Annotated in this window: 13 protein-coding genes, 3 tRNA genes and 3 rRNA genes; 17 read left to right on the top strand and 2 right to left on the bottom strand. The window is 66.6% G+C overall.

All coding sequences use genetic code 11. From position 1 onward, the window contains the following. Window positions 1-85: 85 nt before the first annotated feature. Window positions 86-1063 (bottom strand): NAD(P)H-quinone oxidoreductase, encoded by a 978-nt coding sequence (locus AB1046_RS15470; RefSeq protein ID WP_369370189.1) that lies wholly within the window; start codon window positions 1061-1063, stop codon window positions 86-88. Between the two features lie 142 nt (window positions 1064-1205). Between AB1046_RS15470 and AB1046_RS15465 the strand changes: the two genes are divergently transcribed. The 5 genes from AB1046_RS15465 (at window position 1206) to AB1046_RS15445 (ending at window position 7339) form a co-directional block, all read left to right on the top strand. Continuing rightward, on the top strand, window positions 1206-5411 hold the full coding sequence (locus tag AB1046_RS15465) for an ATP-binding protein (protein WP_369370188.1): 4206 nt from the start codon (window positions 1206-1208) through the stop codon (window positions 5409-5411). 38 nt (window positions 5412-5449) lie between these two features. Continuing rightward, the gene (locus AB1046_RS15460; RefSeq protein WP_020017525.1) at window positions 5450-5899 is read left to right on the top strand and encodes a roadblock/LC7 domain-containing protein; all 450 of its coding nucleotides are present in this window, start codon (window positions 5450-5452) and stop codon (window positions 5897-5899) included. Window positions 5900-5909: 10 nt separating this feature from the next. Next, complete coding sequence (locus AB1046_RS15455) at window positions 5910-6320, top strand: DUF742 domain-containing protein (protein WP_020017526.1); 411 nt, start codon at window positions 5910-5912, stop codon at window positions 6318-6320. 91 nt (window positions 6321-6411) lie between these two features. Continuing rightward, on the top strand, window positions 6412-7131 hold the full coding sequence (locus AB1046_RS15450) for an ATP/GTP-binding protein (RefSeq protein ID WP_369375728.1): 720 nt from the start codon (window positions 6412-6414) through the stop codon (window positions 7129-7131). Window positions 7132-7254: 123 nt separating this feature from the next. Further along, window positions 7255-7339: transfer RNA gene (locus AB1046_RS15445), tRNA-Ser, on the top strand. Between the two features lie 70 nt (window positions 7340-7409). Here the strand turns inward: AB1046_RS15445 and AB1046_RS15440 are convergent. Continuing rightward, on the bottom strand, window positions 7410-9122 hold the full coding sequence (locus AB1046_RS15440) for a GMC oxidoreductase (protein ID WP_369370187.1): 1713 nt from the start codon (window positions 9120-9122) through the stop codon (window positions 7410-7412). Between the two features lie 238 nt (window positions 9123-9360). Here AB1046_RS15440 and AB1046_RS15435 point away from each other — a divergent pair. From AB1046_RS15435 to AB1046_RS15380, 12 genes are all read left to right on the top strand, one after another. Further along, a tRNA-Ser gene (locus AB1046_RS15435) sits at window positions 9361-9452 on the top strand. A 197-nt stretch (window positions 9453-9649) separates the two neighbouring features. Next, window positions 9650-9722: transfer RNA gene (locus AB1046_RS15430), tRNA-Arg, on the top strand. A gap of 149 nt (window positions 9723-9871) precedes the next feature. Beyond that, a complete protein-coding gene (locus AB1046_RS15425) occupies window positions 9872-11065 on the top strand; it encodes an acetyl-CoA C-acyltransferase (protein WP_369370186.1) in 1194 nt (397 codons plus the stop codon). Then, on the top strand, window positions 11062-11775 hold the full coding sequence (locus AB1046_RS15420; RefSeq protein ID WP_369370185.1) for a 3-oxoacid CoA-transferase subunit A: 714 nt from the start codon (window positions 11062-11064) through the stop codon (window positions 11773-11775). The genes AB1046_RS15425 and AB1046_RS15420 overlap by 4 nt, the downstream gene beginning before the upstream one ends. Next, window positions 11772-12464, top strand: coding sequence for a 3-oxoacid CoA-transferase subunit B (locus AB1046_RS15415; RefSeq protein ID WP_369370184.1), 693 nt, complete (start codon window positions 11772-11774; stop codon window positions 12462-12464). Before AB1046_RS15420 ends, AB1046_RS15415 begins: the two co-directional genes overlap by 4 nt. A 718-nt stretch (window positions 12465-13182) precedes the next feature. After that, window positions 13183-14704, top strand: a 16S ribosomal RNA gene (locus AB1046_RS15410). A gap of 570 nt (window positions 14705-15274) precedes the next feature. Next, window positions 15275-18395 (top strand): 23S ribosomal RNA (locus AB1046_RS15405). Window positions 18396-18546: 151 nt separating this feature from the next. After that, window positions 18547-18663, top strand: a 5S ribosomal RNA gene (gene rrf, locus AB1046_RS15400). The 16S, 23S and 5S rRNA genes sit together here, the layout of an rRNA operon. Window positions 18664-18833: 170 nt before the next feature. Continuing rightward, a complete protein-coding gene (locus AB1046_RS15395) occupies window positions 18834-20093 on the top strand; it encodes an AGE family epimerase/isomerase (protein ID WP_369370183.1) in 1260 nt (419 codons plus the stop codon). A 51-nt stretch (window positions 20094-20144) separates the two neighbouring features. Continuing rightward, window positions 20145-20603, top strand: a complete 459-nt coding sequence (locus AB1046_RS15390; RefSeq protein ID WP_369370182.1) for an Rrf2 family transcriptional regulator — start codon at window positions 20145-20147, stop codon at window positions 20601-20603. A gap of 151 nt (window positions 20604-20754) precedes the next feature. Beyond that, complete coding sequence (locus AB1046_RS15385) at window positions 20755-21687, top strand: sulfite exporter TauE/SafE family protein (RefSeq protein ID WP_369370181.1); 933 nt, start codon at window positions 20755-20757, stop codon at window positions 21685-21687. Further along, the gene (locus AB1046_RS15380; RefSeq protein WP_369370180.1) at window positions 21684-22181 is read left to right on the top strand and encodes a molybdenum cofactor biosynthesis protein B; all 498 of its coding nucleotides are present in this window, start codon (window positions 21684-21686) and stop codon (window positions 22179-22181) included. Before AB1046_RS15385 ends, AB1046_RS15380 begins: the two co-directional genes overlap by 4 nt. The last annotated feature ends 49 nt before the right edge of the window (window positions 22182-22230 follow it).

Raw genomic sequence — 22230 nt, 5'->3', positions numbered from 1 at the left:
CTTGCCCGGATCGGTGGTTGCCCGCATGGCAGCCAGAGGCAAGGAACGAAATTCTCAGCCATGCCTATATATAGGCACAGGATGATCAGGGGGTCAGGAGCACTTTGCCGAAGGGCTCGCCCGACTCCAGCAGCTCGTGCGCCGACTGTGCCTCGGTGAACGGAATCCGGGCGTGCACGACCGGCCGTACCCGGCCGTCGGCGACCATCGGCCAGACATGCTGTTCGACGTCGGCCGCGATGCGCGCCTTCTCGTCCGGGGGACGGGACCTCAGGAGCGTGCCGGTGACCGTCCCGCGCCGGGCCAGGAGCTCGCCGAGGTCGAGCTCGCCGCGCCGGCCCCGCTGCATGCCAATGACCACCAGGCGGCCACCGCGGGCCAGGGCGCGCACGTTGTCGCCCAGGGCGCCACCGCCGAGCATGTCGAGCACGACGTCGGCGCCGCGACCGTCGGTCGCTCGCTGCACCTCGTTCACGAAGTCCTGCTCCCGGTGGTCGATGACGAGGTCCGCGCCGAGCTCGGCACAGCGCGCGGCGCGCTCCGGCCCGCCCGCCGTGGTGGCGACGTGTGCACCGAGCGCTTTGGCGACCTGGATGGCGAAGGTCCCGATGCCGCCCGACCCGCCGTGGACCAGCACCCACTCGCCGGCGCGCAGGCGGCCGACGTCGACGAGGTTGTTCCAGACCGTGCACGCCGCCTCGGGAAGGCCTGCCGCATCGACCAGGTCGACGCCGTCGGGCACGGGGAGAACCTGCGTCTCGCGGATCGCCACTTCCTCCGCATACCCGCCGCCTTCAAGCAGTGCGACTACTCTGTCACCGGCGCGCCAACGCGACACGCCGGGGCCGACACGCTTCACAGTTCCTGATATCTCAAGCCCCGGCCAGTCAGGGGCACCGGCGGGAGGGGAGTAGTATCCGGCGCGTTGGAGCAGGTCAGCACGGTTCACGCCGGCAGCAGCGACAGTGATCACTACGTCGCTTTGGCCAGCAATCGGGTGATTCAGGGATGAAATGGAGAGTTTCCCTGAGGGGCCCGGTCCGGATATCGTGACGGCTCGCACATCGATGAAGCCTACTTCCGTGTGGCCTCACGAGGGTCGCCAGCGGAAACCGGGTGCCGGTAACTTGTACGCAGCACCGAGGGATGCACGGCGGGCACACGCACGCCACCCCCTTCCGGATCAGTGATGGAGAGAGGTACGCATGTTCCGCAGGTTGGGAGTGCGCGGGAAAGTTCTTGCGACCCTGGTCACGCCTGCCATCGTCCTGGTCATCGCAGCGGCGTACATCATCGGTCTGGCTGTGGTCGACGCGATGCGCGCGCAGCAGACGAGCGATCTCGTCGCCGCGCTGGAGTACCAGGACAATGCAGGTACGACGTTCGCGCAGGAACGGTCGCTCAACATCTTGGCGATGATCGATGACGGGCCGACCGGCGACGGCGCCCGTCTCGCGCTGCTCCAGGGCACGCCCGAGCTGGACGAGGCCGGCAACCCGGTCACGGACGAGGCCGGCAACCCCGTGTGGGCGGCCCCCGCGGCCCAGGCGCAGACGATCACGGCTCTCGACGCACGCGACCGGGCGCTGCTGGACATCGACATCTCGATGCTGGACCAGCGCGTCAAGGACGCGGTCGCGGAGACCATCGAGGACCGCGCGGCCATCACCGACGTGCAGACGAAGGTCGCCCAAGGACGGCTCACCGAACAGACGGCGACCGACGCCTACGGCACCTACATCGACGGCGCCCTCGAGGTGATGGACGCCATCGCGGACACCTCCGAGGACCGTGACCTGGGTACCCGCCTCGAGGCGTACCACTCGATGGACCAGCTGATGCTGACGAACACCTACGAGCGCCCGGTGGTCGCGCTGACCCTCGGCCTGTTCGCGACCCAGCTCGGTGAGGAAGGCGCCAGGACCATGGCGCTGCGCGCGGCGGACCTGGTGAACCTGGGCGACCGCGAGTGGGACTCCACCCAGGACCTCTTCGACCGGATCCCCGGCGACTACCAGGTGCCCGGCATGGACGGCGTCTACGGCACTGTCCGCGGCTACGTGGCCCGTGGCGACCTCGCGTCGATCCAGCCCGCGCAGGCCGCGGCGTTCGGCGACGAGTCCGCCAGGTGGGTCGAGGAGGGCCGCATCGTCCGTGACGCCGTCCGTGAGGACGCCTCGGCCTTCGCGCAGGAGCAGGCCGACGTCGCCGCGAACCGCGCTTACCTCACCGGTGGCATCGCGATCGCGGCCCTCGGCTTCTCGATCATCACCGCGCTCGTCATCGCCCGCCGCCTGGTCTCGCCGCTACGCCGCCTCACGCAGGCCGCCGGCGTCGTCCGGGACCGCCTCCCCACCCTGGTGGAGCAGGTGTCGGTGCCGGGTCAGGGGCCGAGCATCGACCTCGACCCGATCACCGTCGAGTCGTCGGACGAGATCGGCCAGCTGGCCGCCGCGTTCAACGACGTCAACCGGACAACCATCGACGTCGCCCGCGAACAGGCAGCCCTCCGTGGCTCCATCGCCGAGATGTTCGTCAACGTGGCCCGCCGCGACCAGGTGCTCCTCAACCGGCAGCTCGCGTTCCTCGACGACCTGGAGCGTTCCGAGGAAGACCCGTCGACGCTGTCGAACCTGTTCCGCCTCGACCACCTCGCGACCCGGATGCGCCGCAACGCGGAGTCCCTCCTCGTCCTCGCGGGTATCGACTCCGGCCGTCGCGTCCGCCAGCCCATGCCGGTCTCCGACGTCATCCGTACGGCGTCCTCCGAGATCGAGCTGTACGACCGGGTGCGCCTGAACCTCGTCGTCGACCCGATGATGCTGGGCCACAACGCGCTGAACGCCGCACACCTGCTGGCCGAGCTGCTCGAGAACGCGACGATGTTCTCCGAGCCGCACACGCCGGTCGAGGTGACCACGGCCCGCGACGAGCAGTTCGTCACCGTCATCGTCCGCGACCACGGCCTGGGGATGAACCCCGGCGAGGTCGCCGAGGCCAACCGCAAGGTGCTCAGCCACGCCGCGTCGGACGCCGTCGGCGCCCAGCGGCTCGGCCTCTACGTGGTCGGCCGGCTGTCGGACCGGCTCGGCGCCCAGGTGGCGTTCGGCGTGGGCGAGGGCGGCACCGGCACCGAGGTGACGGTCCGCTTCCCGGCGGTGCTGTTCATGCCGGACAACGCGATGCCGCTGCCGATGCCGACGGACCCGCTCGAGGCCAACACGCAGGCGGCCGCCTCGCAGTTCAACGGCGGCGGCTTTGCCACCGGCCCGGGTACCGGCGCGATGCGAAGCGCGGCGGGTGTACCCACCAGCGGTTTCGGCTCGCCCGCCGTCTCCGCGGCAGCACCGGCGACGACCTCGGTCCCGCAGCAGGGCGGCTTGCCGGTCCCGACCGGCACGTCGCAGATCGCCGCGGCGGCGTTCGCCGCACAGCCGGCGCCCACCGCCCAGCAGGTCGACCTCAACGCCCTGACAGACGGCACGACGGCGCTCGGCCTGGCCCGGCGCCGCAGCTCGACCCCGGCGCAGTCCCTCGGCGAGGTCACGCCGACCGGCTCGATCGTGCTGCCGGAGCTCCAGACGCCGTCGCTCCCGCAGGAGTACCAGGGTGACGACAACGCCTGGGCCCCGCCGTCGAACGTGTCCGAGGGCAGCTCGCTCCCGAGCCGGCAGCGTGCGCCTCAGGTCGAGGAACCGATCGCTCCGATCTTCGAGGACACGACGCCGGTCGCGGTGGACGTGGACCAGCGCAGCGCGCTCTTCTCGAGCTTCCGCTCCCTGAACACGATCGACCCGGTCGACGGCGGCACCCAGTCGCTGCAGCTGGACCCGATCACCCAGGACCCGGCCGCGCTGCCGGGGATGTCCGACACCGACGTGATGCGGTTCCCGGCTGCGAGCGGCGCCCAGGCGGCGCCGGCCCCTGCCTCGGCCCGCAGCTTCGGGCGGCAGCAGGAGGGCTTCGGTGCCCCGGTGCAGGGCGACGACAGGCAGGTCCAGGGCTTCGGGGCGGACGCTCCGGGTCCCGACTCGTCCTACGAGGCGCTGCCCGCGTTCGAGGAGCTCATGGCGGACCTGCCGAGCCGCCGGTCGACCGCATCCGGTTCTCAGGGTGCCAAGCCGGCCCAGCAGCGGCGCGGTCTGTTCGGCCGTCGCCCAGGTCAGCCGGCCACCGGCGAGCTGCGCGCTTACCAGCCGCTGGACCGCCCGGCCTCGCGTCCGATCCAGACCGTTAGCGGCCCTGTGGCCGGTGTGTCGCCCTTCGGTGCCCCGGCCGCGCCGAACGTGGAGACGCAGAGCTTCCAGGCGCAGAACTTCCAGCCGCAGAACTTCCAGCCACAGGACTTCCAGCCACAGGACCTTCCCGCGCACAACTTCCAGCCGCAGGACTTCCAGGCCCAGGATCTCCCTGAGCTGACGTACCAGCCGCAGGACTTCCAGCCGCAGGAGCTGCCGACGCAGTTCCGGACGCCGACCAGCCCGCTGCCGAGCGCTCCCGCTCCGCAGCAGGCTGGCCCGGCGACCGGGGCCTTCCCGACCCAGGCCCTGCAGCAGGCGCCGGTCGCTGACCCGACGTACCAGCGGGGCTACCAGGAGGGCTACCAGCGGGCGGTCCAGGAGTCGCTGACGTCGGCTGTGCCGAGCGTCCCGGCGGGCGGCACGGTTCCCGTGCCTGTCGCGCAGACGCAGGCTCCCGCCCCGGCGCACGGCACCAACCCGTTCGTCGACGCGGCACCCCGCGCGGCGGCAGCGCCCGCTCCTGCGCCTGCTCCTGAGCAGGCGCCCACCTCGTTCGCGTCGGGCCCGGCCACTCAGGCCCTCCCGATGGCGACCGCGCAGCAGTCCTTCGAGGCCCCGGTTCGCGAGTTCAGCGAGCCGTACCCGACCGGCGCTGTGTACGACCCGACCTCGTACGGCTCACCGGCTCCGCTCGCCAAGCGGGCCGCTGGTACGGACGGTGACGGCAAGGATCCGCTGGACCCGGAGTACGTGCGGGACTCGGTGGAGGCTCGGTCGGAGTGGACGGCCTCGGCGGTCCTCTACGAGGAGATGACAAGCCTCCTGCGCCGGGGGGCTTACCAGGAAGATGATGTGAAGGAGAACGACTCATACCGTCCGGCAGCCGTCAGCACAGAGGTTGCCAACGGTGGTCTGACCCGCCGCACTCGCGGTGCCTCCGGCACCGGGGCGGACCCCACTGTCGAACGCCTCTCAGCTCGCATCGACCGTGATCCTGAGCAGCTTCGCTCACGTCTTTCGGCATTCCAGTCGGCCACCGCGCGTGGCCGGTCGGAGTCCGTGGACGAGGGCGGATCAGAGCACGAGAACGGTAAGAAGGCCGATGGGGACTCGACGTGGGCACCCTCGACCGTGAATCATGTCCCTGACTCAGCGCCGCAGTCGCGGTGACAAGCGCGTCTGTGGATTCTGACTAGGAGGAACAGAGAGTGACCCTCAGCACCGAAGCAACGAATTTCGGGTGGCTGCTCGACAACTTCGTGCGTACCGTTCCCGGCAGCCGGCACACGCTCGTAGTGTCGGCAGACGGCCTGCTCATGGCGATGTCCGACCAGCTGGACCGCACAAGTGGCGACCAGCTCGCGGCAATCGTTTCGGGTATGTCAAGCCTTACGCGTGGAGCTTCTCGGCAGCTCAACGGCGGTAATGTCCGTCAGGCGATCATCGAGATGGACAACGGCTTTCTTTTCTTGATGAACGTGTCGAACGGGTCAGTGCTCGGCGTGGTCGCAGAGGCTACGTGTGACATTGGCCTGATCGGCTATGAGATGGCTCTTCTGGTGTCCCGCACCGAGGCCACGCTCACGCCTCAGCTGATCTCGGAGATGCGTGGCAGCCTCCCGGTCGATGGGCAGACCCGAGCCGCCAGCGTGGGATGAGGACTCGACCATGACGTACGCACCTTTCGGTTCCCAGGGGCAGGGGGATGTCCGTGAGACGTCCACCGTGCGCCCCTACGCGGTCACCGGAGGCCGAGTGCGGTCGGAGCTGTCCGATCTGCCGCTCGAGGCTCTCGTGGAGGTTCTGCCCGGCGCGGTCAGCAGCTTCGGGCTACCTCCCGAGAAGCGCGCCATCCTCCAGCATGCCGCGCACACGTACGTGTCGATCGCCGAGCTCTCGGCCCTTCTGCGGCTGCCCCTGGGTGTCGTCCGGATCCTTGTGGCGGACATGCAGGAGGAAGGGCACGTCACCGTGCACACCTCGACACCGGTTAACGTCCACACAGGCCACGGCAGCTCGAACTCGGGCCTGTCGCTGAGCGTCTTGGAGAGTGTTCTGAATGGCATTTCCGCCCTCTGACGGCGGGGCCCGCAGCGGTCCCAACTGGGCCCCGGTGTCGGGTAACGCTGGCACTGCGACCGCTTCCTCGAACACGCCCGCGCGCCAGAGCGTGCTGGGTGGTGGCGGTGGAGCCTCGGCGCCCACCGCACAGGCGTCTCGTCCGGCGCAGGCACAACCTGCGCCCCCGGTGATGCAGCAGGCGCCCAGCGGCAACGCTGGGTCGCAGGCGGCTCCGGGCGCGCAGCCCGCGGCTGAGCGCACGGCGCCGACGGTCGTCAAGATCGTCGTCGCGGGTGGCTTCGCGGTGGGCAAGACGACGTTCATCGGGTCGATCTCCGACGTCGAGCCCCTGAACACCGAAGCCGCCATGACCGAGCACTCGGTGGGCGTGGACGACGTCGGCGGCGTCACCGACCGCAAGACCACCACCACGGTGGCCATGGACTTCGGTCGTGTGGAGCTCCCGGGCAACCTCTGGCTGTACCTGTTCGGCACCCCGGGCCAGGACCGCTTCCTCTTCATGTGGGACGACCTGGTGCGCGGCGCGATCGGCGCCGTCGTCCTGGTCGACACCGACCGCCTGGAGCAGTGCTTCCCGGCGATCGACTACTTCGAGTCGCGCAACATCCCGTTCGTCGTGGGCGTGAACTGCTTCGACGGCGTGGCCAAGCACCGGCTCGAGGACGTGCGTGAGGCGCTGCAGATCCCCGCACACGTGCCGATGCTCTACACGGATGCGCGGTCCCGTGCGGCGACCAAGCAGACGCTCATCGCGCTGGTTCAGCTCGCGATGCGGCAGCTGCGGTCCGGCGCACAGGCGCAGAGCTGAGCTACCCTCCAGCACTCCGCGGACGGCGGGCCACCCTGAGGGCGGCCCGCCGTCGCTGTTCCGTTCGACGTTAGACTGTGTCGCCGCGCCGTACCGTCCGTTCCAGGATGGGTAAGGGCGCGAGGAGGGCTGACAGAGCGGCCTAATGTGACGGTCTTGAAAACCGTTGTGCGGCAACGCACCGGGGGTTCGAATCCCTCGCCCTCCGCTCGCTGAGTGACAAGAGGCTGGGCTCCCGGACGGGAGCCCAGCCTTTTTTCGTGCTTGCGCCGCCGAGGTCAGCTGATCCCCACGATGGGCAGGCGCAGTGCGGCCGACGCCGTCTCGGGCACAACCGGCGCGACGGGCCGCACCGGCTCCACCGGCGCGTACCCGGACCCGACGGCCGGCCGCCGGTCGGGGTCACCGGCGTTCGGCCACAGCGCGCATGCGCGCTCAGCCTGCGCGGCGATGGTGAGCGACGGGTTCACCCCGAGGTTGGCGGTCACCGCGGCGCCGTCCATGACGTGCAGGCCGTCGTGGCCGAACACCCGCAGGTAGGGGTCGACGACGCCGTCCGTGGGGTTGTCGCCGATAGCGCAGCCGCCGAGGATGTGCGCGGTCAGCGGGATGTTGAACGGGTCGCCGATGGTGCCGCCCGCGATCCCCTCGTTGTGGTCGTCACCGAGCTTCTCGGCCATCCGCCGTACGGCCTCGTGCCCCTCGGGGATCCAGCTCGGGTTCGGGGCACCCGTGCCCTGTTTCGACGTCATGAACCGGCCGAAGAACCCGCGCTTGGTCACCGTGGTCAGCGAGTTGTCGTGGGCCTGCATGACCAGTGCGATGACGGTCCGCTCGGACCAGCGCCGCCAGTCGAACAGGATGGGCAGCTGCCTGAGGTTCTTGCCGATCTCGCCGAGCCAGCGGGCAAACCGGTGTGGCCCGCCGTCGACGAGCATGTGCTGGAGGGCCGCCATCACGTTGGAGCCGTGGCCGTAGCGCACGGGCTCGATGTGCGTGCTCTCGGTCGGGTAGAACGACGAGGTGATCGCCACCCCGCGCGAGTAGTCCGTGGAGCCGACCCGGTGCGTCATCGCGCCGAGGAGCGCCTCCGAGTTGGTGCGGGTGAGATGCCCGAGCCGATCCGACAGGCGCGGGAGCGTGCCGGCGTCCTTCATCGCGTGCAGCAGGCGCTGCGTGCCGAGCGTGCCGGCGGCGAACACGACCTCCCGGGCGGTGAACGTCCGTCGGCCGCTCAATGGACGGCCCGTGCGACGCGTGCGGACCAGGTACCCGCCGTCGGGCAGCGGGCGTACGACGTCGACCGTCGTGAGCGGGTGCACCTCGGCGCCCGCGCGCTCGGCGAGGTAGAGGTAGTTCTTGACCAGGGTGTTCTTGGCGCCGTGCCGGCAGCCGGTCATGCACTCGCCGCACTCGATGCAGCCGGTGCGCTCCGGGCCCACGCCGCCGAAGTAGGGGTCGGCGGCACGTTCGCCCGGCGACGGCGCCTCGGCACCGCCGGGGCCGAAGTACACGCCGACGCGGGTGGGCCGGAACGTGTGGCCCACACCCATGTCATCGGCGACGCCCCGGATGATCGTGTCGGCAGGAGATCGCCCGTGGTACTGGACGACGCCGAGCATGCGCTCCGCCTGGTCGTAGTACGGCGCGAGCTCGGACTTCCAGTCGGTGATGTGCGACCAGGCCTTGTCGGCGTAGAACGGGTCTAGCGGGCGGTAGAGCGTGTTGGCGTACACCAGCGAGCCGCCGCCCACCCCGGCGCCCGTCAGGCACAGCACGTTGCGCAGCAGCCGCACGCGCTGGATCCCGTAGCACCCGAGGGCGGGCGCCCACAGGAACTGCTTGAGGTGCCAGGAGTTCTTGGCGAACTCGTGGTCCTCGAACCGCCGGCCCGCCTCGAGCACGCCCACCCGGTAGCCCTTTTCGGTCAGCCGGAGGGCGGCGACGCTGCCACCGAAGCCCGACCCGATCACCAAGACGTCGTAGTCCATGAGCGCGAATCTACCCGCTATTGACGCCGTGTGAAATACGGGCGCAGGGCGTTCGTCTGGCTCCGCCAGACGGTCCGTCCGCCGCGGACGACGGCCGCGTTCCAGCCGAGAATCGGCGGGATGACGGCGAAACGAAGCGGGTCGGGGAGCGGTCGGCCCCTCCGCTTTGCTCAGCCCGCCGTACGCCAGGTACCCTGGGCCGCGCGGCATCGACCTGCATGGGTAGAAGCTGTCGCAAGGAGACGTCGCATAGTCAGGTCTAGTGCGCCACCCTGCTAAGGTGGTAACGGGGCAACCCGTTCGAGGGTTCAAATCCCTCCGTCTCCGCCAGGAAGGTCCCGGCCGCGCGCGACGCCCGGGGCCTTTACTGTGGGAGTCTTCTTCAACGCACGGCGACCCCCTGGGGAGCTGTGACGGAGTTCTCCCAGGTTGGCGTGGATTTGGGTTTGGGCCCGCGTCGAACAGGCGGTAATGTTCTCGTCGGTCGGTCGTGTGAACGGCGGGCCGGTAGCATCGCAGTACAGCAGGCGCCCGTAGCTCAACGGATAGAGCATCTGACTACGGATCAGAAGGTTGGGGGTTCGAATCCCTTCGGGCGCACATTGGCCCCCCACTCGGCGACAAGCCGGGTGGGGGGCCTTCTTGCTGTCCGTAATCAGAGGCTGTTCCCTGCCCGGGCCTGGCTGTTACCGTGAGCGTACGCATACGGAACTTGTGTGCGCATTGCGAACGGACAGGGGTGTAGTTCGATGAGGCAGGCATTCGTCTACGACGCGGTGCGCACGCCCTTCGGCCGCTACGGCGGCGCTCTCGCGACGGTACGTCCGGACGACCTCGCGGCGTTCGTCGTCGGAGAGCAGGTACGTCGGGCACCGGGCCTGGACCCGGCCCGGATCGACGACGTGATCCTCGGCAACGCGAACGGTGCCGGCGAGGAGAACCGGGACGTGGCACGCATGGCAGTCCTGCTGGCCGGGTTGCCGCTGTCCGTCCCGGGCGTCACGGTGAACCGGTTGTGCGGCTCGTCGTTGGAGGCAGCGGTCCAGGCGGCGCGCGCCGTGGAGTCCGGTGACGCCGAGGTCGTTGTGGCGGGGGGTGTCGAGTCGATGAGCCGCGCTCCCTGGGTCCTGCTCAAGCCGGAGCGGCCCTACCCAGCGGGCAACACGGAGCTCGTCTCCACCACCCTCGGCTGGCGCCTGGTCAACTCGAAGATGCAGCCCGACTGGACAGTCTCCCTCGGCGAGGCCACGGAGCGCCTCCGCGAGAAGTACGGCGTCACGCGGGAGCGCCAGGACGAGTTCGCGCTGCGCAGCCACCGCCTGGCGCACGAGGCGTGGGAGGCCGGCCGGTACGACGATCTGGTCAGTGCCCATCCCGATTCCGACCTGCAGCGCGACGAGCCCATCCGCCCGGGCGGCACCCTGGAGAAGCTGGCAGCGCTGAAACCGTCCTTCCGCGCGGAGGGCGGCACCATCACCGCGGGGAACGCTTCCCCGTTGACGGACGGCGCGAGCGCCGCCCTGATCGGTTCCGAGTCGGTGGCGGACGACATCGGCCTGGAGCCGCTGGCCCGCATCGCGGGCCGCGCCTCGGTGGGGAACGAGCCGCAGTACTTCGGCTACGCCCCGGTGGAGGCCGCCGACCGAGCCCTCGCGAAGAGCGGCATCGGCTGGGCCGACGTCGGTGCGGTCGAGCTCAACGAGGCGTTCGCCGCTCAGTCGCTCGCCTGCGTCGACGCGTGGGGCATCGACCCGGACATCGTGAACGCGTGGGGCGGCGCGACCGCCCTCGGCCACCCGCTCGGTGCGTCGGGCACCCGGATCCTCGGCACCCTCGCGCGCCGGCTGGTCGCGGAGAACCGGCGCTGGGGCGTCGCGGCGATCTGCATCGGCGTCGGCCAGGGCATGGCCGTGGTCCTGGAGAATGTGCGGGCCGGCGCATGAGTGTCCATCTCGCGCGGACGGCGCTGGAAGCGGTGGGCGACGTCGCCGACGGCTCGACGGTCATGATCGGCGGCTTCGGCCCTGCTGGTCAGCCGGTCGAGCTGGTCGAGGCGCTGCTGGAACAGGGCGCCGGCGACCTCGTCGTCGTCTCCAACAACGCGGGCAACGGCGAGGACGCCCTGGCCCGGCTCATCGGTGAGCGCCGCGTGCGCAAGATCGTGTGCTCGTTCCCCCGCCAGGTCGACTCCTGGCACTTCGACGCCGCGTATCGCGCGGGCGACATCGAGCTCGAGCTGGTGCCGCAGGGCAACCTGGCCGAGCGCATCCGCGCGGCGGGCGCAGGCCTCGGCGGCTTCTTCACGCCGACGGGCTACGGCACGCCTCTGGCCGAGGGCAAGGAGACCCGTTTGATCGACGGCGTCCCCATGGTCTTCGAGTCCCCCATTCGCGCCGACGTCGCGCTGGTCAAGGCACACCGGGCCGACGGCGTCGGGAACCTCGTCTACCGCAAGACCGCCCGGAACTTCGGGCCCGTCATGGCGACCGCCGCGCGACGGACGGTTGTGCAGGTGAGTGAGGTCGTGCCGACCGGGTCCATCGATCCCGAGACGGTGGTGACCCCAGGCATATACGTCGACGCCGTGGTGCCGGTAGACGGCGTCACCGCACTTGCGGGCACCGGGCCCGCGGACCGGGGAGCCGCATCATGAGCGCCGAGATGATCGAGGCCGGCGCACTGGGTAGTGCGCCGCTGTCCAGAGCGCAGATGGCCGCGCGGGTGGCCGCGGACATCCCTCCAGGTTCGTACGTGAACCTGGGTATCGGCCTCCCGACGCTCGTGGGTGACCATCTGCCCGAGAACTCGGGTATCACGCTGCACACGGAGAACGGGCTGCTGGGTATGGGACCGGCACCCGACCCGGAGCTCGCGGACCCGGAGCTCATCAACGCGGGCAAGGCCCCCGTGACGGAGCTCCGCGGGGCCGCGTACTTCCATCAGGCGGACTCGTTCGCCATGATGCGCGGCGGGCACATCGATATCTGCGTGCTGGGTGCGTTCCAGGTCTCGACGTCCGGTGACCTCGCGAACTGGTCCACGGGCAAGGCTGGTGCGGTCCCCGCTGTGGGCGGGGCGATGGACCTCGCGGTGGGTGCCAAGCGAAGCGTCGTCATGATGACGCTGCTGACCAAGGACGGCCGGCCGAAGCTCGTGAGCGAGTGCACGCTCCCGCTCACCGGTGTCGGCTGCGTGTCGCGGATCTACAGCGACGTGGCGGTGATCGACGTGGGACCGGGTCTTCCCGCCGGGGACGGGGCACGGGTGGTCGAGACCTACGGGTTGACGCACGGCGAGCTCGAGGAGCTGCTGGGCCTCCGGCTGCGCTCTGCAGCGGACTAGGCGCCCGCTCGGGACGCTTGGCGAGTGCGATCTGCCTTGATGGCGAAATCTGAATCAAAGATTACGTAGACATGGCCGACCAGGGGAGTTCTTGGCCTGTCCGCGCCCGAGGGAGCGGCCCAGGGGGCCGCAGGGGCCGCTCGGCATGGCTTCGGACCGCCCCGCCCTGAGGTCCTCTTGGAAAAACAGCCGGTGAACTGCGGCTCTGTGTCCGCTGTCACGCGTCCCGGCTTTGACGCACCCCAGAGCCTGACGTATTGTTCTGGATGTCAGCCCGACGGGCCGACGGACACGAGGCCCGGAAACGGATCGAGTGGCCGCGCCGGGGCTGGATCCCATCTCTGATGCAGGGCGATAAACACTGCCCTGCGGGATATCGGATGTGGATCCCTCTCTTGCAGAGCGAGCTGGTTCTTCGAACCAGCGGATTTGCGAGGCGGGTTCCGGTCTGGTAAGTTAAAGAGGTTGCCCCGGATGGGGTCAGCATCCAGCGGATGATGACTCTGGCGGTGTGCGTCGGTTGTTTGAGAACTCAACAGTGTGCTTGATAGTCAATGCCAATGTTTTATGCCCTGTGTGGGTGTGGCTTTGCTGACTTTTCGGTTGGTGGAGTGACGCTTGTAGGGGTTTTGTTTGGTTGGACTGAATCTAGCCAGGTTTAGTCTGGTCGGTATCATTGTTCATGCCTCGTCTTTGGGTGGGGTGTGGATGTTTCTCTTTTACGGAGAGTTTGATCCTGGCTCAGGACGAACGCTGGTGGCGTGCTTAACACATGCAAGTCGAACGGTGAAGCTCAGCTTGCTGGGTGGATCAGTGGCGAACGGGTGAGTAACACGTGAGCAACCTGCCCCCTACTTCGGGATAAGCCTTGGAAACGAGGTCTAATACCGGATATGAACACTTGCCGCATGGTGGGTGTTGGAAAGTTTTTCGGTGGGGGATGGGCTCGCGGCCTATCAGCTTGTTGGTGGGGTAATGGCCTACCAAGGCGTCGACGGGTAGCCGGCCTGAGAGGGCGACCGGCCACACTGGGACTGAGACACGGCCCAGACTCCTACGGGAGGCAGCAGTGGGGAATATTGCACAATGGGCGAAAGCCTGATGCAGCGACGCCACGTGAGGGATGACGGCCTTCGGGTTGTAAACCTCTTTCAGCAGGGAAGAAGCGAGAGTGACGGTACCTGCAGAAGAAGCGCCGGCTAACTACGTGCCAGCAGCCGCGGTAATACGTAGGGCGCAAGCGTTGTCCGGAATTATTGGGCGTAAAGAGCTCGTAGGCGGTCTGTCGCGTCTGGTGTGAAATCCCATGGCTCAACTGTGGGCTTGCATCGGGTACGGGCAGACTAGAGTGCTGTAGGGGAGACTGGAATTCCTGGTGTAGCGGTGGAATGCGCAGATATCAGGAGGAACACCGATGGCGAAGGCAGGTCTCTGGGCAGTTACTGACGCTGAGGAGCGAAAGCATGGGGAGCGAACAGGATTAGATACCCTGGTAGTCCATGCCGTAAACGTTGGGCACTAGGTGTGGGGCGGGTTCCACTCGTTCTGTGCCGTAGCTAACGCATTAAGTGCCCCGCCTGGGGAGTACGGCCGCAAGGCTAAAACTCAAAGGAATTGACGGGGGCCCGCACAAGCGGCGGAGCATGCGGATTAATTCGATGCAACGCGAAGAACCTTACCAAGGCTTGACATGTACGAGAACGCGTCAGAGATGACGAACTCTTTGGACACTCGTACACAGGTGGTGCATGGTTGTCGTCAGCTCGTGTCGTGAGATGTTGGGTTAAGTCCCGCAACGAGCGCAACCCTTATCCTATGTTGCCAGCGGGTTATGCCGGGGACTCATGGGAGACTGCCGGGGTCAACTCGGAGGAAGGTGGGGATGACGTCAAATCATCATGCCCCTTATGTCTTGGGCTTCACGCATGCTACAATGGCCGGTACAGAGGGCTGCGATACCGTGAGGTGGAGCGAATCCCAAAAAGCCGGTCTCAGTTCGGATCGGGGTCTGCAACTCGACCCCGTGAAGTCGGAGTCGCTAGTAATCGCAGATCAGCAACGCTGCGGTGAATACGTTCCCGGGCCTTGTACACACCGCCCGTCAAGTCACGAAAGTTGGTAACACCCGAAGCTCACGGCCCAACCCGCAAGGGAGGGAGTGGTCGAAGGTGGGACTGGCGATTGGGACTAAGTCGTAACAAGGTAGCCGTACCGGAAGGTGCGGCTGGATCACCTCCTTTCTAAGGAGCTCATCTCCATCAGGCCCCCGGACACCGGGGGACGCCAACCGCTGCCAGGTCTTCGGACTGACAGGTCTTCGGATCTGGGTGGCATGGTGCTGGTGGCAGAGGCCAGGCCCAGGCCGTACGCGTCTGGGGTGGTTGCTCATGGGTGGAACATTGACGAAAGACTGCTCGCTCGCGGGTTGGTTGCTAGTACGCCGGTGCTTGTCACGGGCTGGAACGCGGCTGGTCGTGGACGGGGGTCTGCCAAGCACACTGTTGGGTCCTGAGACAACCGGCCCGCTTCCCTGACTGTCCCTCGTGGATGGTGTGGGGGGTGTGTGGGTGTTTCTGGATTGAGGTACGGGTCATTGGGTCGTGGTCATACCAGCCGGCGTGTCCGGTAGTGGTGGTCATGGTGTGCCTGGTGGGTTCGTCCGTTGCTTGAGAACTGCATAGTGGACGCGAGCATCTTTGATTTTTTCCAAGACTGCGACCGTGATGTGTGACCATGGATCTCCCAGGTTTCCTGGGTGGGTTTGTGGTTGTTGTCATGGTTTGTTTCTTGGTTTCTGTGATTGTTGGTTTGTTGAAGTTTTTTAGGGCACATTGGTGGATGCCTTGGCACTAGGAGCCGAAGAAGGACGTTGTAGCCTGCGATAATCCTCGGGGAGTTGGCAGACGAGCTGTGATCCGAGGGTCTCCGAATGGGGGAACCCAGCCGAAGTCATGTTCGGTTACCCGCGCCTGAATGTATAGGGTGTGTGGAGGGAACGTCGGGAAGTGAAACATCTCAGTACCGACAGGAAGAGATATTCCGTGAGTAGTGGCGAGCGAAAGCGGATGAGGCCAAACCGTATGCGTGTCAAGCTGTCAGGCGTTGCGTGTGCGGGGTTGTGGGACCTTCTGGGAGAATCTGACAGTTCTTCAGCCAGTAAGAAAGTCGTGTCATAGTCGAACCGGGTTGAATACCGGACCGTAGTGGGTGGGAGTCCCGTAGACGAAATGGTGCGGCCTGGTGGAGGGGATCCCAAGTAGCACGGGGCCCGTGAAATCTCGTGTGAATCTGGCAAGACCACTTGCTAAGCCTAAATACTACCTAGTGACCGATAGCGGACAAGTACCGTGAGGGAAAGGTGAAAAGTACCCCGGGAGGGGAGTGAAATAGTACCTGAAACCGTGTGCCTACAATCCGTCGGAGCCTTCTTAGCAGGGGTGACGGCGTGCCTTTTGAAGAATGAGCCTGCGAGTTAGTGCTCGGTGGCGAGGTTAACCCGTGTGGGGTATCCGTAGCGAAAGCGAGTCCGAATAGGGCGTCCATAGTCGCCGGGTCTAGACCCGAAGCGAAGTGATCTAGCCATGGGCAGGTTGAAGCGCCGGTAAGACGGCGTGGAGGACCGAACCCACCAGGGTTGAAAACCTGGGGGATGACCTGTGGTTAGGGGTGAAAGGCCAATCAAACTTCGTGATAGCTGGTTCTCCCCGAAATGCATTTAGGTGCAGCGTCGCGTGTTTCTTGCCGGAGGTAGAGCTACTGGATGGCTAATGGGCCTCACCAGGTTACTGACGTCAGCCAAACTCCGAATGCCGGTAAGTGCAAGCGCGGCAGTGAGACTGCGGGGGATAAGCTCCGTGGTCGAGAGGGAAACAGCCCAGATCACCGGCTAAGGCCCCTAAGCGTGTGCTCAGTGGGAAAGGATGTGGAGTTGCACAGACAACCAGGAGGTTGGCTTAGAAGCAGCCACCCTTGAAAGAGTGCGTAATAGCTCACTGGTCAAGTGATTCCGCGCCGACAATGTAGCGGGGCTCAAGCACACCGCCGAAGCCGTGGCACTCATACGTTAGCCCAGCATGCATCCTTGTGGTGTGTGTTCAGGTGTGTGGGTGGGTAGGGGAGCGTCGTGTGGGCAGTGAAGTCGCAGGGTGACCTAGCGGTGGAGCCTACACGAGTGAGAATGCAGGCATGAGTAGCGAATGACGGGTGTGAATCCCGTCCGCCGAATGACCAAGGGTTCCAGGGCCAGGTTCATCCGCCCTGGGTAAGTCGGGACCTAAGGCGAGGCCGACAGGCGTAGTCGATGGACAAGGAGTTGATATTCTCCTACCGGCGAAGTACCGCCCATACCGAGCCCGGTGATACTAACCACCCCAACCTCACACCGTCACCTTCGGGTGACATCGTGAGTAAGGCGTGGGACCTGATCCGGTAGTAGGTAAGCGTGTTAACAGGGGTGACGCAGGAAGGTAGCCAGGCGTGGCGATGGTTGTCCATGTCCAAGGTCGTAGCCCGTTCCATAGGTAAATCCGTGGAACACATAGGGTGAGAGCTGATAGAGACCACTTTGGTGGGAATCTGGTGATCCTATGCTGCCTAGAAAAGCCTCGACGCGAGGGACTAGCCGCCCGTACCCTAAACCGACTCAGGTGGTCAGGTAGAGAATACTAAGGCGATCGAGTGAATCGTGGTTAAGGAACTCGGCAAAATGCCCCCGTAACTTCGGGAGAAGGGGGGCCTGAACTGTTAACCCACTTGCTGGGGGACGCGGGGAGGGCCGCAGAGACCAGGGAGAAGCGACTGTTTACTAAAAACACAGGTCCGTGCGAAGTCGCAAGACGATGTATACGGACTGACGCCTGCCCGGTGCTGGAAGGTTAAGAGGACGAGTCAGCCCTTGGGCGAAGCTCAGAATTTAAGCCCCAGTAAACGGCGGTGGTAACTATAACCATCCTAAGGTAGCGAAATTCCTTGTCGGGTAAGTTCCGACCTGCACGAATGGCGTAACGACTTCTCCGCTGTCTCAACCGCGAACTCGGCGAAATTGCACTACGAGTAAAGATGCTCGTTACGCGCAGCAGGACGGAAAGACCCCGGGACCTTTACTATAGCTTGGTATTGGTGTTCGGTGCGGTTTGTGTAGGATAGGTGGGAGACTGTGAAGTCCGGGCGCCAGCTCGGGTGGAGTCATTGTTGAAATACCACTCTGATCGCTTCGGATGTCTAACCTCGGACCATGATCTGGTTCAGGGACAGTGCCTGGTGGGTAGTTTAACTGGGGCGGTTGCCTCCTAAAATGTAACGGAGGCGCTCAAAGGTTCCCTCAGCCTGGTTGGTAATCAGGTATCGAGTGCAAGTGCACAAGGGAGCTTGACTGTGAGACCGACAGGTCGAGCAGGGACGAAAGTCGGAACTAGTGATCCGGCGGTGGCTTGTGGAAGCGCCGTCGCTCAACGGATAAAAGGTACCCCGGGGATAACAGGCTGATCTTGCCCAAGAGTCCATATCGACGGCATGGTTTGGCACCTCGATGTCGGCTCGTCGCATCCTGGGGCTGGAGTAGGTCCCAAGGGTTGGGCTGTTCGCCCATTAAAGCGGTACGCGAGCTGGGTTTAGAACGTCGTGAGACAGTTCGGTCCCTATCCGCTGCGCGCGCAGGAAACTTGAGAAGGGCTGTCCCTAGTACGAGAGGACCGGGACGGACGAACCTCTGGTGTGCCAGTTGTTCCGCCAGGAGCATGGCTGGTTGGCTACGTTCGGAAGGGATAACCGCTGAAAGCATCTAAGCGGGAAGCCTGCTTCGAGATGAGGTTTCCATACACCCTTGTGGTGTGAGAGGCACCCAGCAGACCACTGGGTTGATAGGCCGGATGTGGAAGCAGGGACTAAAGACCTGTGGAGCTGACCGGTACTAACTGCCAACAACTTCAACACCACCCAACACGGGTAATAATCATCAAATGTTTTGCGACGCGTCCACTATGCGGTTCCCGAGTCACGGGCACCACCCCCACCCCGCCACAACCCCCTTCTCGAAGGGGCGCCTGGTGAGGGCAAAAAGGGGTTGCCTTGTTCTCGATAGCGTTACGGTGGTCTTAGCGTAGGGGAAACGCCCGGTCCCATTCCGAACCCGGAAGCTTAGCCCTACAGCGCCGATGGTACTGCCTTGGAGACGGGGTGGGAGAGTAGGACGCCGCCGGACAACCATTCCCGTAAGGGGGTGGGAGGCTCTTCTCTTGCGATCGTGTGATCGCTCGAGAAGAGACTCCCACCCCCTTACGGCATTTCCCAGCCTTTCCCGCTTGCAGCCCGTGGGCGACCACGCCCTGGGCAACTTGCCGATCACACAGTTGCCGCGACTATCGTGGTCGTGTGAACGCAGAAGCAACCCGCACCGGCGCGGTTCCCACCAGCAGCCAGCCCGCAGGCCGTACCGACTCCGAGTGGCGCCGCGGTCACTTCGTCTCGCTGCTGCGTTTTGCCGAAGGGTCGATCCGCGAGGACGGGGCCGCTTGCTGGCTCGACGACCTGGGACAGCCCGACACCTCGCATCCGGTTGAGACGTGGATTACGGCGCGCATGGCGCACATCTTCGCCGTCGGGCATCTGCTGGGGGTGAGCGGGGCCGGCGAGTATGCCGCGCGGGCGATCAGCGGCCTGCAGGAGGTGCTGGCGGACCCCGAGTTCGGCGGGTGGCTTGCCGCACGCGGTGCGGGCGACGAGCTGGTGGGTAACAAGGAGGCCTATGCGCATGCCTTCGTCGTGCTGGCCGCCTCGACCGGCAAGGTCGCCGGCATCCCTGGTGCGCCTGAGCTGCTCACTGAGGCTCTTGCGGTGCTCGACGCGCGGTTCTGGGAGCCGGAGCACGCCTTGCACCTGGACGAACGGTCGCGTGACTGGTCCACGACGTCGGACTACCGCGGGGTGAACGCGAACATGCACTCCGTCGAGGCACTGCTCGCGGCTCATGGTGCCACCGGGGACCCGATCTGGCTCGAACGGGCGGCCGCGATCGGCGATCGTGTGGTGGGCTGGGCCAGGTCGAACGACTGGCGCATCCCCGAGCACTTCGACGCCGAGTGGAGCCCGCTCCTCGAGTACAACGCCGACCGGCCGCACGACCCGTTCAAGCCGTACGGCGCCACGCCGGGGCACGGGCTGGAGTGGGCGCGGCTGCTGCTGCAGATCGATGCGGAGGCGGGCACTGCCGGACACCGGACCGAGGCGGCGACGAAGCTCTTCGACCGCGCTGTGGCGGACGGGTGGGACGCCGAGGGCGGCGGTGGCTTTGTGTACACCACTGACTGGGCCGGCCAACCGGTCGAAGCCCGCCGGTTCCACTGGGTAGCGGCCGAAGGAGCAGCCACTGCGCACGTGCTGTGGCGTGTTACCGGCGACGCGCGCTACGCCGAGCTCGAGGCCGAGTGGTGGGCCTGGATCCAGGACCACTTGGTCGACGGTCAGCACGGTTCGTGGCACCACGAGCTCGACACGGAGAACCACCCGTCAGGCCGCACGTGGGTCGGCAAGCCCGACGTCTATCACGCCGCGCAGGCGGTGATCCTGTCGGAGCTGCCGCTCACCGGCTCGTTCGCGGCCTCGGCGCAGCTGGCTGGTCACATCCTGGCCTGACGGCCAGGCCGCCCAGCACACCATGGGCGGCACGCAGGAGAGAATGGGCCCATGAGGATCTCCGCACGAGCCGACTACGCCGTCCGAGCAGCAGCAGAGTTGGCGGCCGCCGACCACGACGGACCTGTCCGCGCCGAGACCCTGGCCCGGGCTCAGGACATCCCCCACCGCTTTTTGGAGGGGATCCTGAGTGATCTGCGCCGCGACGGACTCGTCACGAGCCACCGCGGTGCGGGCGGCGGGTACCGCCTGGCGCGGGCGGCCGAGTCGATCACGATCGCCGACGTGGTCCGCGCCGTGGACGGGCCACTCGTCTTCGTCCGGGGAAGCCGGCCGTCCGACCTGGAGTTCCAGGGGCCGGCCGCGCCCCTCCTGCACGTCTGGGTAGCGCTGCGTGCCAACGTGCGTGCGGTGCTGGAGGCGGTATCGCTCGCTGACCTGGTGTCGGGCACGCTGCCGGACGAAGTCCGGGCGCTGACGCAGGGTGACTCGGCCTGGTCCAACCCGTGAGATGTTGAAGGGCCTCGAATCCCTTTGAATATGCGGGCTTATCCGATCCTTGAGATGCTTGTTGTTTCCGACCGGGTGGGGCGGATACCCTGACGCGGGCCGTTTTGTACGGCTTGGCCGTACTCCCCCGGACCCGGAAGGTCACACGACCATGAGAACCCTGATCTTGCTCGCGCTCGTCGGCCTTGGCGCGCAACTCGTCGACGGCAGTCTGGGCATGGCCTACGGCGTCACCTCCACGACGCTCCTGCTCGCGATCGGCACCAACCCGGCCGCGGCGTCGGCCACCGTGCACCTCGCCGAGATCGGTACCACCCTCGCTTCCGGCGCCTCGCACTGGCGCTTCGGCAACGTGGACTGGAAGGTGGTCGCCAAGATCGGCATCCCCGGTGCGATCGGTGCGTTCGCCGGTGCCACCTTCCTCTCGTCGCTGTCGACAGAGGTAGCTGGTCCCGTGATGTCGCTGATCCTGCTGGCGCTCGGGATCTACATCCTCATCCGCTTCACGGTCCGGGGCCTGCCGCCCCGCTCGGACAAGCCGCTGCGCAAGCGATTCCTCGCCCCCCTCGGCCTGGTGGCCGGCTTCTTCGACGCCACCGGCGGCGGCGGCTGGGGCCCCGTCGGCACGCCTGCGATCCTCGCGAGTGGGCGCCTGGAGCCGCGGAAGGTGATCGGCTCGATCGACACCAGCGAGTTCCTGGTGGCTGTGGCCGCGAGCATCGGCTTCTTCGTCGGCCTCAGCGGCGAGGGCATCGACTTCACCTGGGTGCTGGCCCTGCTCATCGGTGGCCTGATCGCCGCACCGATCGCTGCCTACCTGGTGCGGATCGTGCCCCCGCGCATCCTCGGCTCGCTCGTGGGCGGCGTCATCGTCCTGACCAACTCGCGCACGCTGCTCCGCAGCGACTGGATCGCCGCCCCCGAGGGCGTGGCGATCGCCGTGTACGCCGTGATCTGGGTCGCCTGGGCCGCCGCCGTCGCATGGTCGGTGCGCGCACACCGCCAGGCCAAGGCCGCCGAAGCCGCCGAGACTGCCAAGGTTGCTGTGAGCGAGGAGCCGGAGGCCGATAGCGTGTCGGCATGACGTCCGACCGAGTTGCGGTAATCACCGTCTCCGACCGTTGTGCACGGGGCGAGGCAGAAGACCAGTCAGGTCCGACGGCGGTGGGTCTGCTGCGCGAGGCGCACCACACCGACGTGGTCACCCACCTGGTGCCCGACGGCGTCGAGCAGGTCCGCGATGTGCTGCGGACCGCGCTCGGCGCCGGCGCCCGGCTGGTCCTCACCACCGGCGGGACGGGCATCACGCCGCGGGACCTCACTCCCGAGGGCACGCGGCTGGTGCTCGACTACGAGATCCCGGGGATTGCCGAGGCGATTCGTCAGCGCGGCACCGCCGCGGGGGTGCCGACCGCCGCGCTCTCCAGGGGGCTGGCGGGTGTGGCGCACGCCGGAGACGGGACGCGGGCGCTCGTGGTGAACCTGCCCGGCTCCTCCGGGGGCGTGCGGGACGGGGTTGACGTGGTCCTCGCGCTCTGGCCGCACGTGCTCGCCCAGCTCGACGGCGCCGACCACTGACCCACTAACGACCACTGCCCACCACCAAACACTGCCCCACCACCAAAGA

Origin of the sequence: Promicromonospora sp. Populi (assembly GCF_041081105.1) — a bacterium.
Classification (GTDB): Bacteria; Actinomycetota; Actinomycetes; order Actinomycetales; family Cellulomonadaceae; genus Promicromonospora.
Note: the sequence above shows the minus strand (reverse complement) of the source record. Positions and strands in the feature narration are given on the sequence as shown.